The sequence below is a fragment of the Pseudomonas sp. AL10 genome (assembly GCF_029960685.1).
In the GTDB taxonomy this organism is placed as follows: Bacteria; Pseudomonadota; Gammaproteobacteria; order Pseudomonadales; family Pseudomonadaceae; genus Aquipseudomonas; species Aquipseudomonas lactis.
In genome coordinates, this window is the sequence record NZ_JASBQZ010000003.1 from 113,518 (window position 1) to 129,973 (window position 16,456).

Genomic DNA, 16,456 nt, shown 5'->3' on the forward strand with positions numbered 1-16,456 from the left:
CGTGCGGCTCAAGTGCATCAAGTTGGCGGGGTTCAAATCCTTCGTCGACCCCACCACCGTGAACTTCCCCAGCAACATGGCGGCGGTGGTAGGGCCCAATGGCTGCGGCAAGTCGAACATCATCGACGCCGTGCGTTGGGTGATGGGCGAGAGCTCGGCGAAAAACCTGCGCGGCGAGTCGATGACCGACGTCATCTTCAACGGCTCCACCAGCCGCAAGCCGGTGAGCCAGGCCAGTATCGAGCTGGTATTCGATAACTCCGACGGCACCCTGATCGGCGAATACGCGGCTTACGCCGAGATTTCCATCCGCCGTAAAGTCACGCGCGACAGTCAGAACAGTTACTTCCTCAACGGCACCAAGTGTCGCCGTCGCGATATCACCGATATCTTCCTCGGCACCGGCCTGGGCCCGCGCAGCTACTCGATCATCGAGCAGGGCATGATCTCCAAGCTGATCGAAGCCAAGCCCGAAGACCTGCGTAACTTTATCGAAGAAGCGGCCGGCATCTCCAAGTACAAGGAGCGCCGCCGCGAGACTGAAAACCGTATCCGCCGCACCCACGAAAACCTCGCCCGCCTCACCGACCTGCGCGAGGAGCTGGAGCGCCAGCTCGAACGCCTGCACCGCCAGGCCCAGGCCGCCGAGAAGTATCAGGAATACAAGGGCGAGGAGCGCCAGCTCAAGGCGCAACTGTCGGCCCTGCGCTGGCAGGCATTGAATGATCAGGTGGGCCAGCGCGAAGCGATTATTGGCACCCAGGAAGTCAGCTTTGAAGCGCTGGTGGCCGAGCAGCGTAATGCCGACGCCAGCATTGAACGCCTGCGTGACGGCCACCATGAGTTGTCCGAACGCTTCAATCTGGTGCAGGGTCGCTTCTATTCGGTGGGCGGTGACATTGCTCGGGTCGAGCAGAGCATCCAGCACGGCCAGCAGCGTTTGCGCCAGTTGCAGGATGACTTGAAGGAAGCCGAGCGCGCGCGCCTGGAAACCGAATCGCACCTGGGCCATGACCGCACCTTGCTGCTGACCCTGGGCGAAGAGCTGGACATGCTCACCCCCGAGCAGGAAATCACCAGCGCCGCCGCCGAAGAAGCCGCCGCGGCCCTGGAAGAATCCGAAACCACCATGCACGGTTGGCAGGAGCAGTGGGACGCCTTCAACCTGCGTTCCGCCGAGCCACGCCGCCAGGCCGAGGTGCAGCAGTCGCGCATCCAGCAGTTGGAAACCAGCATGGAACGCCTGGCCGAGCGCCAGCGCCGGCTGCAGGAAGAGCGCGTACTGCTCGCTGCCGACCCGGAAGACGCGGCAATCATGCAGTTGAGCGAGCAACTGGCCGAAAGCGAAATGACCCTGGAGGAGCTGGAGGCCAGCGAAGAACAGCAAGTGGAGCGCCTGGAGCAACTGCGCCAGCAATTGCACACCGCGACCCAGGCGCAGCAGCAGGCCCAAGGCGATTTGCAGCGCCTCAATGGTCGGTTGGCTTCGCTGGAGGCCTTGCAGCAAGCCGCGCTCGACCCCGGCACCGGCACCGCCGAATGGCTGCGCGACCAGCATTTGGCCGAGCGCCCGCGCCTGGCTGAAGGCTTGAAAGTCGAAGCCGGCTGGGAGTTGGCGGTGGAAACCGTACTGGGCGCCGATCTGCAAGCGGTGCTGGTGGATGATTTCGGCGGCTTCGACCTGGCCGGTTTTGCCCAGGGTGACCTGCGCCTGCTCAGCCCAGCGGCTGATGGTGCGCGGGTGCCGGGCAGCTTGCTGGACAAGGTCGAGGCGGCGATAGATCTGTCGCCCTGGCTGGGTCAGGTCAGGCCGGTGGAGTCTCTTGAGCAAGCCCTGGCCCAACGCGGGCAGTTGGCGGCCGGCGAAAGCCTGATCAGCCGCGATGGCTATTGGGTCGGCCGCCACTTCCTGCGGGTGCGTCGCGCCAGTGAAGCGGAAAGTGGTGTATTGGCCCGTGGCCAGGAAATCGTCAACCTGAGCGCCGAGCGTGAAGAACGCGAAGCCACCCTGGAAAGCCTGGAAACCGAACTGCAAACCCTGCGCGCTACCCAGCGCCAGCAGGAAACCGGCCGCGAACACCTGCGTCGGCTGTTGCAGGACGAAGCGCGCCAGCAAGGCGAGTTGAAGGCCCAGTTGTCTGCGAGCAGGGCCAAGGTCGAGCAATTGACCCTGCGCCGCACCCGTCTTGACGAGGAAGTGGCCGAAATGGGCGAACAGCGCGCCCTGGAACATGAACAGATCGGTGAAGCGCGCCTGCACTTGCAGGAGGCCCTCGACAGCATGGCCCTGGACACCGAACAGCGCGAATTGCTGTTGGCCCAGCGCGACAGCCTGCGTGAGCGCCTTGACCGCGTGCGCCAGGAAGCCCGGCAGCACAAGGACCACGCCCATCAGTTGGCCGTACGCCTGGGCTCGTTGCGCGCCCAGCATGATTCCACGCGCCAGGCTCTTGAGCGCCTGGAGATGCAGTCCGAACGCCTGACCGAAAAGCGCGAGCAACTGAGCCTCAACCTGGAGGAGGGCGAGGCGCCGCTGGAAGAGCTGCGCCTCAAACTTGAGGAATTGCTCGACAAGCGCATGACCGTCGACGTGGAGCTCAAGACCGCTCAGATCGCCCTGGAAGACGCCGACCGCGAACTGCGCGACGCCGAAAAGCGCCGCACCATGGCCGAGCAGCAGTCCCAGTTGATCCGCGGCCAGCTCGAACAACAGCGCATGGAATGGCAAGCCCTCAGCGTGCGGCGCAAGACCTTGCAAGACCAATTGCTGGAAGACGGCTATGACCTGCACGGCGTACTCAACACCCTGACCGCCCAGGCCAACGAGAAAGACGCCGAAGAAGAACTTGAACGGATTGCCGCACGTATTCAACGCCTGGGCGCGATCAACCTCGCCGCTATCGATGAGTACCAGCAGCAGTCCGAGCGTAAACGTTATCTGGATGCCCAGGACGCCGATCTGGTTGAAGCCCTGGACACGTTGGAAAACGTGATCCGCAAGATCGACAAGGAAACCCGTAACCGCTTCAAAGATACCTTTGATCAGATTAATGGCGGTTTACAGGCGTTATTCCCAAAAGTTTTCGGTGGTGGCAGCGCCTACTTGGAACTGACGGGCGAAGATCTACTCGATACAGGGGTAACGATCATGGCGCGGCCTCCGGGCAAGAAGAACAGCACCATCCATTTGTTGTCCGGCGGCGAAAAAGCCCTGACCGCATTGGCCCTGGTATTTGCCATCTTCAAGTTGAACCCGGCGCCGTTCTGCATGCTCGACGAAGTTGACGCGCCGCTGGATGACGCTAACGTTGGACGCTACGCTCGGTTGGTTAAAGAGATGTCCCAGACCGTGCAGTTCATCTATATCACCCACAACAAGATCGCCATGGAAATGGCCGACCAGTTGATGGGCGTGACGATGCATGAACCGGGATGTTCGCGATTGGTCGCGGTGGATGTGGAAGAGGCGATGGCGATGGTGGAATCCTGAGCCATGCCGGAGAGAGAATTTACAGTGCGGCGTAGGGCGATTTACCGGTCTGGGGAAAGTGGCAAATGGACATATTTGTTCAAGGCATTTTGACAGACGGTGTAAAGTTATCTTTGGTCGTGCTAGTTTAATGTCAATTTTTCGTGTGCGTGGGCAAAACGTCAGTCAGAACATAGAGTTGGCGCCACGTTTTAAAGCGGTTTGCACGGTGCTAAACCCCTTATTTTTCAGCATTTTTTATTAGAGGCACGGGATTACATGGAAATCGGTCTGCGCGAGTGGCTGATCGTCATCGGCATTATTGTCATTGCCGGTATTCTTTTTGATGGCTGGCGCCGCATGCGCGGTGGCAAGGGCAAGCTCAAGTTCCGTCTGGACCGAAACCTGTCCAACTTGCCTGACGACGACGGCGCCGCTGAGCTGCTGGGGCCGCCCCGTGTGCTGGATACCCACAAAGAGCCGCAACTGGACGAGCACGACCTGCCGTCGATGAGCGCGCCGCTGCGTGAAGCCCGTGAGCCGTCGTCCAAGCGTGGCAAGCGCGGTAGCGCGGCGGTTGCCGAGCCGCATCAGGGCGACCTGAACCTCGACGTCGATGATGGGCCGAGCTTCAGCAGCCGCGATGATGATTTCCCGGATGAGACGTCCAGCAAGAGCGCGGTACGCCAATCGGTGAACGATCAGCCGGCGGCCGAAGAAGTGCTGGTGATCAGCGTGATCTGCCGCGACGCCGGCGGTTTCAAAGGCCCGGCACTCTTGCAGAACATCCTCGAAAGCGGCCTGCGTTTTGGCGAGATGGATATCTTCCATCGTCACGAAAGCATGGCCGGTAACGGCGAAGTGCTGTTCTCCATGGCCAACGCGGTCAAGCCGGGCACCTTCGATCTGGACGATATCGACCTGTTCAGCACCCCGGCGGTGAGTTTCTTCCTTGGCCTGCCAGGCCCGCGTCACCCCAAACAAGCGTTCGACGTGATGGTGGCCGCGGCCCGCAAGCTGTCCCAGGAACTCAACGGCGAGCTCAAGGACGACCAACGCAGCGTGCTGACCGCCCAGACCATCGAACACTACCGTCAGCGCATCGTCGAGTTCGAGCGTCGCGCCCTGACACAGAAACGCTGAGGTTCGATCTTAAGCGTTGTCTGTAGAATCCGTGCACTAACATATTGAGCAGCTTCGGCTGCTCTTTTGCTTTATGAGAGAACACCCATGACCGCCGCCCATACCCGCATCCTCGAACTGCGCGCTGAACTGGATCAGCACAACTACCGCTACCACGTCCTCGACGAGCCGAGCATTCCGGACGCCGAGTACGACCGCCTGTTCCACGAGCTCAAGGCCCTGGAGGCCGAGCACCCGGAACTGGTAACGCGTGATTCGCCAACGCAGCGGGTCGGCAGTGCGGCGCTGTCGGCGTTCACCCAGGTCAAGCACGAGATCCCGATGCTCAGCCTGGGCAACGCCTTTGATGAAACCACCATGCTGGAGTTTGATCGCCGGGTCACCGAGGGTCTTGATCTGCCGGTGGGCGATCTGTTTGGCGCTGGCGCGGCGGTGGAATACAGCTGCGAGCCGAAGCTGGACGGCCTGGCGGTCAGCCTGCTGTACCAGAATGGCGAGTTGGTGCGCGGTGCCACCCGCGGTGATGGCACCACCGGCGAGGACATCAGCGTCAACGTGCGCACCGTGCGCAATATCCCTCTGAAACTGCACGGCACGGGCTGGCCGGCCACCCTGGAAGTGCGCGGTGAAGTGTTCATGTCCAAGGCCGGTTTCGAGCGATTGAACGCCTCGCAACTGGAAGTGGGCGGCAAGACCTTCGCCAACCCCCGCAACGCCGCAGCAGGCAGCCTGCGCCAATTGGACTCGAAGATCACCGCCAGTCGCCCGCTGGAATTCTGCTGTTATGGCATCGGCCAAGTGACCGCGGATATCAGCGACACCCATATCGGCAACCTCAAGCAGTTGCAGCAGTGGGGCATGCCGATCAGCCACGAATTGAAGCTGGCCAAGGGCATCCAGGAGTGCCTGGACTACTACCGCGACATCGGCGAGCGCCGCAATGCGCTGGGCTATGAAATCGACGGCGTGGTGTTCAAGGTCAACAGCATTGCCTACCAGCGCGAACTGGGCTTCCGTGCCCGCGAGCCGCGCTGGGCGATCGCGCACAAATTCCCGGCCATGGAAGAACTCACCGAGCTGCTCGACGTGGAATTCCAGGTTGGCCGCACCGGTGCGGTGACGCCGGTGGCGCGCCTCAAACCGGTCAAAGTGGCTGGCGTGACCGTGTCCAATGCCACCCTGCACAACATGGACGAAGTGGCACGCCTGGGGCTGATGATCGGCGACACCGTGATCATCCGCCGCGCCGGTGATGTGATTCCGCAGGTGGTCTCGGTGGTCACTGAGCGCCGCCCGGAAAACGCCCGCGCCGTGCAGATCCCGCAGAATTGCCCGGTGTGCGGTTCCCATGTGGAGCGCACGCAACTGGTCAAGCGTAGCAAGGGCAAGGAAACCGTCAGCGAAGGCGCAGTGTACCGTTGCGTCGGGCGCCTGGCCTGCGGCGCGCAGCTCAAGCAGGCAATCATTCATTTCGTCTCGCGCCGGGCCATGGACATCGACGGCCTGGGCGACAAGACCATCGAGCAACTGGTGGATGAAAAGCTCATCGGTTCGCCGGCCGATCTCTACAAGCTCAAGTACGAACAGATCATCGACCTGGAAGGCTTTGCCGATATCTCCAGCAAGAAGCTGATCAGCGCCATCGAAAACAGCAAGACCCCGACCCTGGCACGCTTTATCTACGCCTTGGGCATTCCCGACGTGGGCGAGGAGACGGCCAAGGTCCTGGCGCGCTCGCTGGCGTCTCTGGAGCGTGTTCAAAAGGCGTTGCCAGAGGTGCTGACGTACTTGCCGGATGTCGGGCTGGAAGTGGCCCATGAGATCCATAGCTTCTTTGAAGACGGCCACAACCAGCAGGTGATTGGCGCGCTGTTGTCGCCGGACGAATGTGGCCTGCAATTGCAGGAGCAGGGCGAGCTCAGCGCGGAATTCGCCGCCAGCACCACCTTGGGCGGTTTGCTCGACAAGCTGCATGTGCCGTCGGTGGGCCCGGGCGCGGCGCAGAAGCTCGCGGACAAGTTCGGTTCACTGGAAGGCGTAATCAAAGCTGACTGGCTCGATATGCGCCAAGCGCTGCCCGAGAAGCAAGCCAAGGCTGTACGGGAGTTTTTCGACAATGCCGACAACGCCAACCGTGCCTTGGCCATCGAGCAGCAACTCAAGGACTTCGGCATGCATTGGCAGAGCGAGAAAAAGCTCGTCGAAGGTTTGCCTGAAGCCGGGCACACCTGGGTACTCACCGGCTCCCTGGAGCTGATGAGCCGCGATGTGGCCAAGGACAAGCTCGAAAGCCTGGGGGCCAAGGTGGCCGGTTCGGTTTCGGCGAAAACCCACTGTGTGGTGGCCGGGCCGGGCGCCGGTTCGAAATTGGCCAAGGCCAATGAACTGGGCCTGAAAGTACTGGACGAGGAAGCCTTCGTCGCCTTCCTGGCCAAGCACAACATCACCGTCTGAACGGAGCGATCTCTCCACACTGTAGGAGCGAGCTTGCTCGCGAAGAACCGGAGGGCGCCGCTGTGAACCAGGCAGCCCGCGTTATCGTTGACGATCTTCGCGAGCAAGCTCGCTCCTACAGGGAGTAGTTGAACGATCTCTCACGAGAAATGATCTAGTCTCTGTCACCCCAGGGAGAGATCGCCATGTTCCGCTACTTCGAGCAACTCAGCACGCGCATCGCCGCTCCGTTCATGGCCGAAACCTCGCGCAACAGCAAGGTGTGGCAATGCCGGTGTGGCCAGTCGCTGTTCTTTCGCAACAGCCAATGCCTGGCCTGTCAGGCGGCGTTGGGTTACCAGCCGCAGCAAAGCCGCCTGTCGTCCCTGCAACCTGGGCCGGTGGTCGGTACGTGGCTGGCCGACGACAATCTCGATGCCGGCGCTTTCCGGCGCTGCGCCAACCTCGACTCACCGGCTGCGTGCAATTGGTTGATTCCTGCCCACAGCACCGCGCCGTTGTGCGTGGCCTGTAGCCTGAACCGCACCATCCCTGATCTTTCCGTTGCGGAAAACCCCGAACGCTGGCGCAAAGTCGAAACCGCCAAGCGCCGACTGGTGGCGCAACTGATCAGCCTGGGCCTGCAAGTGGTGCCCAAGAGCGTTGACGAAGAGACTGGCCTGGCCTTCGACTTTATCGGTATCGACCTGGAAGGCAACGCGCCCACCACCGGCCACGCCAATGGGCTGATCACCCTGGATATCAAGGAAGCCGATGACGCCCACCGCGAAAAAGTCCGGGTACAGATGCGCGAGCCGTACCGCACCTTGCTCGGCCATTTTCGCCATGAAGTCGGCCATTACTACTGGGATCGCCTGATCGCCAACGGTCACTGGCTTAGCCCTTTTCGCGACCTGTTCGGCGACGAACGCGCCAGTTATGCCGAGGCCCTCGACCGGCACTACCAGAACGGCCCGCGCCCCGACTGGCAACTCACCTGCGTGAGCGCCTACGCCACCATGCACCCCTGGGAAGACTGGGCCGAAACCTGGGCCCACTACCTGCACATGATGGACGCCGTGGACACAGCCCTGGGCTTTGGCATGAGCGCCCGCGAGATGGACCTGGATTACCAGCCATTCCCCCTGACCACGCTCTACGACCCCCAACACCCTGGCGGCCCGGCATTCCTGTCCTTCGTCAATGCCTGGATCGAACTGGCCGGCATGCTCAACGAACTGTCCCGCGCCATGGGCCAGCCGGATTTCTACCCCTTCGTGCTGCCGCCTGCGGTGATTGCCAAGCTGCACTTTATTCACCTGGTCATCCAGGAAGAAGGCGGCAGGGCCGATGGGGTTATGGCAAGTGCTTGAGCCTTCTCATTTTTTAATCCGGAACCAACGGTTGTAACTTCCGATGAGATGGGTACAATGGCGCGGCTTGCCGAGAGGCAGCGTCGTTATGGTGACCCCATCGGTCCCCCCGCAACGATTACCCGTGAACCTGGTCAGAGCCGGAAGGCAGCAGCCACAGCGGGAACATTGTGTGCCGGGGTGTGGCTGGTGGGGTTGCCTCCATAACGCAAGTCCTTGAATTCTCAAGGATTTCTCAGTCAAAAATATCGAAGTGTGACAGCGTTTAGGCACATCTAAGTGGTGCGCCGTGCTGGCAATCCTACCTTGTTAATTTTACTCATACCATAGTAGCCATCCAGTTGGCGGTTTCGTCGGTTAGTCGCTACTACCTATCACTTTTGTGCATGTTTCGGCCATTTGGCGGCAATGTAGACATGCAGTAACCGAATGCGGCTAATTTCTCCTGAGCGCCACTAATCAAGGAGAGGGCTGTGGGTAGATTGATGCTGACAAGGAAAGCAGAGCAGGGGCTTCGATTCTCCATCAAGCCCGAGCATCTAGACAACATCAGCGACCTGATCCGCCAAGGGATCACTGCCACCATTTCAAAAGTCACAAAGTGCGGCAACGACAGCGGCAATAAGTTGGCGAGGTACAGCGTTGAAAGACTTAGGCCGAGCTTGTCATATGGGTTGGTCTGAGTAAGGTATGCACATGCTGCCATGTATGGCACCAATCATGAAATGATCGAAGCGAGACTAGATCTGCTGGTAGTTGTCTATCAGCTGGCGCTCGGTCAATGCCCATACTCCTGAATATCCTTAACGCATTGAATTATTGCAGGAGATGCTGCCTAACAGATACTCTGCGACTGGCCTCTCTTGAAATTCCGAAAGGCAGACATATATCTCATTTTCAATGACCAGGGAGTTAGGGCTATGAAGTCAAGAGATTTGCGTACAATCCACGATGTGATCGTCACCAATTACACAGTTACGCCGTTGGGTAACGGTAAGTTCCTGCATCAGTTCACGCCGTCGACTACCGATACGCTGTATGAATTTGAAGCCAACAGCGCGCCGGTGCTGAAAGACGGTGATCGCTACAACATCGGCTTCAAGACAACGCCTCTGGGGCGGAATGTTATCGATACCTCGGCGCTGGGTAAGGTCGATACGGTGAACAAGAAATTGAGTTACCTTGCTGCAAAACAGCTCTCGGCAGATATTCTTGACGAGAACGTGGCGAAAAATGATCAGCGTGTTTCGCACAAGGGCAAGGCTGGTTACTACTGGGGTAAGAAGTACGCTTGGCGTCGGTATGGCTTGGTTATTTCCAAGGATGCTTTCTACGCATATCTTGAGCACATCAACCACCCGTCTATACCTTGCTTGACGTCGAACCCTGATCTGCCATATGCGGCCAATGAGCACTCGACAGCGTATCTCGATGCAGGTCTTGAGGCGGCAATGGATGACCTGATCAGCTCCGCAGTGAAAACGGGGAGGTATTACGAATCTCCTCTGTACCCTAAGAAGTTTCAGATCAGGGCAATCAACGCCCTTACCGACAAAAAGTAATCTTATTTCCCATCGCGGGAACCCTGCGCCCAGAAGAAGTTCTGGGCGCAGGGCGGCAAATATCCACGGGCGCGCTGCTTAACACAACCGCAGGGTTTCTAGGCTGATCGACTGCAAATGAGAACTATCGAGTGAATAGCCCCGGCTTGTCCTGAGGCCGTCTTGCCTCAAGAAAAATAACGTCGCTCGAACTCTACCGGTGGCAGCTTCCCGAGCTGTTTTAGGCAGTCTTGAGCAGCGCTTTACCTAGCATTACGAATCGCTTGAGTGTGGTCAAAGAGTGAACCTCAGCGAACCATAAAGCGCCGCTCTCAGCAGGCCGCCGACCTCACCGGAGCACAGCTATCCAGAAAAAGCTGGCAATCAAGTCGCTTTACCTATTTACGTGACTCTCACCACGCGTTAGCTTTGCCTCTACTGGCGATGTGCCAATGCAAGGATTCGCGTTAGGGGGAGTGATGGCTCTGTGTGCACATGCGTCAGCTTTTTATCGAAGGCTAATATCTTCGTTCCTAATCCGTAGCTCAATTTTCACGTCTGTGGCCTGCCGTTATCGGCCGCGGACGGCGTGTGCGTATCGAACTGCTTTCTCGACTTCATTTTTATCTGAGTTTTTCGATTTATATAAGTCGTACTACACAGTCATGTTCTTGAATAAAAAGCGGCAGTGGGAGTGTTAGTTTAGTGCTTGAGACTAAACCTGCAAGAGAACAAAACGGGCGGGATTCTTTCAGTCGATATAGGGCTCAGGCTCGCTCCGCTGCAATGGCGGCGCTTTCGATTCTGGAGGGCGGTAAAATTGACCGAGTATACTGTGATTTGCATGATGATTTTGTTTTAAGAATAAAGTCCGAAGATGGGTATTTATATTCATTTTATCAGGTTAAGACTAAGTCAAAACTTAACAAGAGTTGGACTATTAACGAGGTTATGGGGCTGAAGTCAACGGCTAAGAGATCTGAGGAACATGAGTCATCAAAAATAAAAGACAGTTTTGTTGGGAAGCTTTTGCTGCATACGGTTGTATTCGAAGGATACTGCGATTCTGTAGTTTTTCAAACTAATATTCACACCGATGATAATGTCGATGATGTTCTTGAGGATATTGAGTCGGGTTTATTTTCGAATAAATATTCTAAGGTTATTGTTGAAAGATTTATTGAGTGCTTTGGTGGTCAGGGATTATCCAGTAGTCAGATTAAAGAAAGGGTGTCTAGGTTAAAGTTTGAAACTGACGTGCAGTATTTGAAAGAGAAAGATAATAATTTTGAACCTTTGGCCAGGGAGAGTATTTATAAGTTTAGCGAAATAGAGTTGGAGCGGGTTGAGTTTGATGAGATTTTGCTTCGGCTCATGGAGCTAGTTCAGTCTAAGTCTGAAGGTGTTATTTCTGATTGGACTGCTGCTAGTATAGAAAAGAATGCTGGTATTTCCGTGGATGACCTCTTGGGGATATTAAGTATTTCTAAAGAAGCCTATCGCTCCATACTGGCTGGAGGAGATCTCAAAGCCATAAAGTCTGCTTCAATTATTCAGCGGTATTTGAAAAAGGGCGGTGCAGGGCTAAGCGAGATAGAGTATTGCTCTCGCTGTAAATCTGATTGGGATATGTGGGTGCGAAAAAATCGCCATGTAATTATTGATTTTGATCTTGAGTGTATTTTTTCTGCTGTTCGCTCGACGTTGATTGGTGTGAGAGATGTTGGTGGTAAGTTTGTGTTGTATTCAATTAGAGGTTCAGTTAAAGATCTTGAGGCAAGATTATTAAAAGATGGCTTGCTCTTTGATTTGAACTTGGATTTGCTCTTTGGGGCGTTTTTCTCTGAGTTGATAAAGGGGGAAGTATGAATTTCGAGGACTTCTTCTCTTCAGTAAAGGAATCGAATATTGTTCTGGATATTGGCTCTGATTTTTCCACGGCAAGGTTTCTCAATAATGAGGCGTTGTTTCAATTGCCACTGATTGCGCTTATTGTTTTGCTAATGGCTAAAGATCGAAGAAAGCCAAGGGTCTCAGAGGTAGGGCAGTTGGTCGGAGAGAGCATTGAGGCTAGCATGCCCGGATTCAAAGGTTCCTCTCAGAACATTGGCTGGTCCGCCAATTTGAGAATTAGAACAGTTAAGGCTATCGGCTTTTTGGAACTAGCCAATCTAATCGTTGTAGATAACTTAAAAAGTCGCCTAAAAATAACAGATTTAGGGAAAAAAGTTATTGAACGTGCCCTTGGCAGAAATGATGACCTGTCGCTCGGCCTTGTTCATGCAGCGCGTGCGTACCGTAACATTTGCGTAGCTCGTCAACTTGATCTGGAATTGGAATGAACTTAGTCAGCTTGCAGATTTTTGGAAATGGGTTGTCTGGATGGCGATCAGATTTGTTGATGTTTGGCTCTAAGGTTACTCAGCTCTTTGGACCGAACGGTTGCGGTAAGACGCCTCTTGTTCAGTCGATCGCTTTTTGTTTAGGCTACCCATGCGTATTTCGCCAAGATATTTATGAGCGCTGCGGTTATGTTGTCTTAGTGGTGAATACCCCTCGTGGATATCTTCGGATAAAACGTATATATAGTCGAGGTGTTGATATTGAAATCACTGGAGATAATATTTCTGTTCAGCGGTTCTATGACGAGAAAGACTATTCAGACTTCATGTTTGACTTGGTTGGTCTGTCCATAGGTAAGCTGGTTAGTGTCGGTAATAAGCTTACTCAGCCATATCTTGCTGCAGTTTTGCCATTATTCTATTTGGATCAGGATGATGGTTATAATGCGTTATATTGTCCTCCTGATAAATTCATTAAAGATCAATTTTCTGAAATGCTAAGGATGTTGTTTAGGCTTCCGGTTAAGAACTCTTTTGAGGCTAAAAAAGACAAAATCCTTGCTAAAGAAAGGCTAGATTTTCTTGATAAAGAGGTTCAGCTTCAGCGGAGACTTTATGATTCTGCAAAGTCTGCAACTGAACATATTTCCTTGTCCGCCTCAGACTTAGTTGATCAGATTAAGTCTCTAGATATAGAAATAGAATTACTGAAGTCTACTGGTGCTGGGCGAGATGATTCTGTTAGTGCTTTTGATCGGTTGATTTCTCAGCTTCGAACAGAAATTAGAGAAACATTTACTGAAATAGATGCTTTTAGTAAACGTATTTCTGGGGTTTCGAGAATTGCTCATGAGGTCAACACTGAAATAGACACATTGACTCTCAATGAGGAGTCCCGGCGCTTATTTATGTCGTTCAGTGAGATATGTGAGTCAGCTGCTTGTCAGCTGTTTTCTTCCAGCTCTGAGGCATATAGTAAGAATCTACTGTATTTGCGGGATCAAATTAAAGATCTTGAACGTAATGCTGAGGTTGATAGTGTTCGCCTTGCTCAGGCTGAGGAGAGGCATCTTGTTCTACAGCGGCAGCTCGGTGCGCTTATTGATGAGAGAAATCAAGTTGTTAAGTCGAGTGACATTTCTGCTGTGGTTGAGGCAATATCAAGTCTAAAAGAAAGAATTTTTGAACTTCAAACTCAGAAAAATGAGCTTGACAAGGTTGCTGCTTTGGAAAAAAGTTATATGAAATTAATCTATGGGCGTGATCAGGCTCTTGATTTTTATCAGTCTTTTGGTTCAGATTCTACCCGGTCTGTTTCTGTGGTAGAGGTTCGCTCAGGGTTGCGAGAGTTGTATCTGGAGTGGCTTGATACTATTCATACGGTTAATATTAGTAAGGATATTACTTTTAAAGATGACTTCATTCCCGTCTTGGGGGTGGAAGCTGTTTCGCAGTTAAAAGGTAGTACTAGGTTTAGAGCTGTTCTTGCGTACCATGCTGCTTTGATTGAGTTAATGATTCGGCGTGGTTTCCTTCCATTCAAGTTTTTGATATTGGATACGCCTAAGCAACACGAAATTCCGAACGAAGATTTGGATAGATACTTCAATCGCTTAAAATCGTTAGGTTCTGATTTTGGGCTTCAAATTGTTTTTTCTAGCACTGAGTATCACCACACTCTTGGGGCTTTCGATAAGGAGTGGATACCTCAATACCCAGGTGAGGAGCAAAATATGTTTTTAACTTCATCTGACTGATTACGTCTAATAATAAAAATAGGCGCGTCAGGTGCCTATTTTTTATCTCTATTCTGTCGTGCATGCCAGCGGCTGGTCAATTTCGTTTTAATCGTTATCCGCTCGATGTTGGAAATTGTCACGTTATTTTCCCCTCGCTCAAGTATACCTCCGTAGGTACTGTGTACCGCCCCGTGTTTAGAGGAATGGTGCGTCGAGGCAGAGCTTTCACCCATTGGGAAAATGATGCTGGGATCTAGAATTTAAGATTTAGCTGCATAGCTGCATAGCTGCATAGCTGCATAGCTGCATAGCTACGTGCGAACGTAGGAGTAGGCATTTCTAGGAAAATAGAAATAACTGGAGACGTCTAGGCTGGAGACTTCAGAGAGTCGTGCTTTGATCAACGAAGCGTCTAAGGGGGGCGTCAGGCTGCGGTTGTTTCTTTCTTGATTCTGTAGACTGTAGCGACACCGCAGCCAGCCTTGCAATCTGGTCAGCAGACATTGTTGGATGCGTCGCCATTAGTGATTTCGCCTGTTCCCACAACTTGGTATTTCGCCCTTTACCCGATAGATTCCAATCTGGTTCAGCAAGTTTTTTATTCTCTAGCCCTTGCTTGATTCGTTCCACGCGCTTGCCGTGCTGTTATCCGCCGACAGAGATTTTTCAAACTCTGCAATCAGGTCTTGAAGTCCAACGCCCAGCACGGCGCATAAGTCACGCAGTTGCACGATGTCCAAACGGCGTGTCCCGCTCTCCACATCGCTCATAAAGGATTGAGGTCGGCCTAGCGCCTTTGAGCACTCAACCTGAGTCAGCTCAGCAGCTTTCCTGTGCTTCTTCAGCAAAGACAGAAGCGTGGCGTGTTCAGGTCTATAGATCGTCTTAGGCATGGCTGGACAACTGCGAGATGAGCAGTCTCCAACCTATATCTGGTTTTCAGATATCTGAATTTGGGATAATCTGGTTCGACTCAACGGGTGCTGGTCAATTTCAAGGAAAATCGCTATGCGGTATTTTGGTTATTTTGCGGTCGTAGCAGGGATGCTTTGCTTGGTAGGTGCGATGGCTATGGACGTTTCGGTGTCGTCGGGAGCTGGGCGTGTCAACAACATCGGTTTGATGGCGGAACGGCAGAACTTCATTCTTATTGGCGGCTTATTGCTGCTTGTAGGAGTTATCATGGCAGTTGCTGGCAAGCGCAGAATCGATGCATTCGATAGCTCTAGCGAGTACCGAGCATGTCCTAGCTGTGCTGAGCCAATTCGATGTGCAGCTGTGAAATGTAAACACTGCGGATCTGACGTAGATAGCGTCAATAACAGGTTGGGGTTTGATGCTGATGTAGTGGTAGAGCCTACGGAAAAGGAAAGGAGAATGCTTTGGGTTGCTCGCGGGATCTTGTATTCAATTTTTGCAGGATTTGTCGTGTTCTCTCTACTAGGCAGGTAATAAACCTCTGATCTATATGGGCGTATTCGCATGGACGAACGCGAATAGATTCCTCAAAAGCGTAGGGTAGGTTTTTCCTGTTTCCCCTGAAATCAGAATTGGTAACCTGATTGTGAGCTCCATCTTGATTCTGCTGGAATCCGTGGTAAGCGTTGGATATCGATCAGGCATATTCAGCCGGTACGGCATTCAGGGATGGACCTATGCCAAGCTTTCGCCAAATCCGATGGTGGTGATCTAAATAGGGCTGACGTCGCGCAGGGTCGTGTATGGGAAGGTTTAACCGAGTAAGGGGCCACCACCCCGCTTTGTCGTCGCTCCTGTGAGCCTTAACGAGCGTTGCTGTATTACGCTTTATTCCAGTGACGTTTAACTGTAGCAATACCAATTTTGAGGTCAGCGGCTACCTCAGCCTGAGTCATGTCCTTGGCCTTGAGGCGTTGTACTGCTGCTGTGGTGTCGGTTGCTTGTGGACGTCCCAGCTTCTTTCCCTCGGCTTTCGCACGGAGCAAACCTTGTTGGGTTCGTTCGATCAGTAGGTCACGTTCAAACTCAGCGACAGCCCCAAGCACCTGCATTGTCATTTTGCCTGCTGCACTGGTGAGGTCTACGCCGCCAAGGGCGAGGCAGTGAACACGGATTCCTGTGGTTGCAAGGTGCTCCACAGTTTGACGGACATCCATAGCGTTACGGCCCAATCGGTCCAGTTTGGTAACGATCAGTACGTCTGACGACTCCATACGCTCAAGCAGTTTCTGAAAGCCGGGACGCTCAATAGCCGCGATGCTTCCAGAAATGGTTTCCTCTACCACTCGGCTCGCCTGTACCTCAAAACCAGCGGTTTTAACTTCATGCACTTGGTTTTCAGTGAATTGAGTCGAGGTGCTGACACGGCAGTACAGGAAGGTGCGTGACATAGTGAAGGTTCCGCATCGTTTAACGTGGTATCAGTTTACCTTGGTAT

General features: G+C 54.0%; 11 protein-coding genes, 1 other RNA gene and 1 pseudogene. 10 read left to right on the plus strand and 3 right to left on the minus strand.

What is annotated here, in order from left to right:
- The first annotated feature begins 1 nt into the window (after position 1).
- From smc to ligA, 3 genes are all read left to right on the plus strand, one after another.
- Positions 2-3,490 (plus strand): chromosome segregation protein SMC, encoded by a 3,489-nt coding sequence (gene smc / locus QK296_RS04980; protein WP_003193241.1) that lies wholly within the window; start codon positions 2-4, stop codon positions 3,488-3,490.
- Positions 3,491-3,748: 258 nt separating this feature from the next.
- On the plus strand, positions 3,749-4,612 hold the full coding sequence (gene zipA, locus QK296_RS04985) for a cell division protein ZipA (RefSeq protein WP_003193239.1): 864 nt from the start codon (positions 3,749-3,751) through the stop codon (positions 4,610-4,612).
- An 87-nt stretch (positions 4,613-4,699) separates the two neighbouring features.
- Positions 4,700-7,066, plus strand: coding sequence for an NAD-dependent DNA ligase LigA (ligA, locus tag QK296_RS04990; protein WP_003193237.1), 2,367 nt, complete (start codon positions 4,700-4,702; stop codon positions 7,064-7,066).
- 14 nt (positions 7,067-7,080) lie between these two features.
- Here the strand turns inward: ligA and QK296_RS04995 are convergent.
- Positions 7,081-7,203, minus strand: a pseudogene (locus QK296_RS04995) (outer membrane lipoprotein carrier protein LolA); the annotation flags it as partial.
- A 48-nt stretch (positions 7,204-7,251) separates the two neighbouring features.
- Here QK296_RS04995 and QK296_RS05000 point away from each other — a divergent pair.
- The 6 genes from QK296_RS05000 (at position 7,252) to QK296_RS05025 (ending at position 14,058) form a co-directional block, all read left to right on the plus strand.
- Positions 7,252-8,418 (plus strand): putative zinc-binding metallopeptidase, encoded by a 1,167-nt coding sequence (locus QK296_RS05000; protein ID WP_057709744.1) that lies wholly within the window; start codon positions 7,252-7,254, stop codon positions 8,416-8,418.
- Positions 8,419-8,516: 98 nt separating this feature from the next.
- Positions 8,517-8,613: signal recognition particle sRNA small type (ffs, locus tag QK296_RS05005), an RNA gene on the plus strand.
- A 725-nt stretch (positions 8,614-9,338) separates the two neighbouring features.
- Positions 9,339-9,980 carry a hypothetical protein gene (locus tag QK296_RS05010; protein ID WP_282390659.1) on the plus strand — a complete coding sequence of 214 codons (642 nt, stop codon included), beginning with the start codon at positions 9,339-9,341 and terminating at the stop codon, positions 9,978-9,980.
- Between the two features lie 684 nt (positions 9,981-10,664).
- A complete protein-coding gene (locus tag QK296_RS05015; protein ID WP_282390660.1) occupies positions 10,665-11,828 on the plus strand; it encodes a dsDNA nuclease domain-containing protein in 1,164 nt (387 codons plus the stop codon).
- Positions 11,825-12,301, plus strand: a complete 477-nt coding sequence (locus QK296_RS05020; RefSeq protein ID WP_282390661.1) for a hypothetical protein — start codon at positions 11,825-11,827, stop codon at positions 12,299-12,301. The genes QK296_RS05015 and QK296_RS05020 overlap by 4 nt, the downstream gene beginning before the upstream one ends.
- On the plus strand, positions 12,298-14,058 hold the full coding sequence (locus QK296_RS05025) for a hypothetical protein (RefSeq protein WP_282390662.1): 1,761 nt from the start codon (positions 12,298-12,300) through the stop codon (positions 14,056-14,058). The genes QK296_RS05020 and QK296_RS05025 overlap by 4 nt, the downstream gene beginning before the upstream one ends.
- Positions 14,059-14,645: 587 nt before the next feature.
- Here the strand turns inward: QK296_RS05025 and QK296_RS05035 are convergent.
- Positions 14,646-14,933 carry a helix-turn-helix transcriptional regulator gene (locus QK296_RS05035; protein ID WP_282390663.1) on the minus strand — a complete coding sequence of 96 codons (288 nt, stop codon included), beginning with the start codon at positions 14,931-14,933 and terminating at the stop codon, positions 14,646-14,648.
- 115 nt (positions 14,934-15,048) lie between these two features.
- Here QK296_RS05035 and QK296_RS05040 point away from each other — a divergent pair, with 115 nt between their 5' ends.
- A complete protein-coding gene (locus QK296_RS05040; RefSeq protein ID WP_282390664.1) occupies positions 15,049-15,492 on the plus strand; it encodes a zinc ribbon domain-containing protein in 444 nt (147 codons plus the stop codon).
- 347 nt (positions 15,493-15,839) lie between these two features.
- On the opposite strand, the gene QK296_RS05045 is transcribed toward QK296_RS05040, so the two are convergent.
- Complete coding sequence (locus QK296_RS05045) at positions 15,840-16,409, minus strand: recombinase family protein (RefSeq protein ID WP_198712308.1); 570 nt, start codon at positions 16,407-16,409, stop codon at positions 15,840-15,842.
- Positions 16,410-16,456 lie beyond the last annotated feature (47 nt).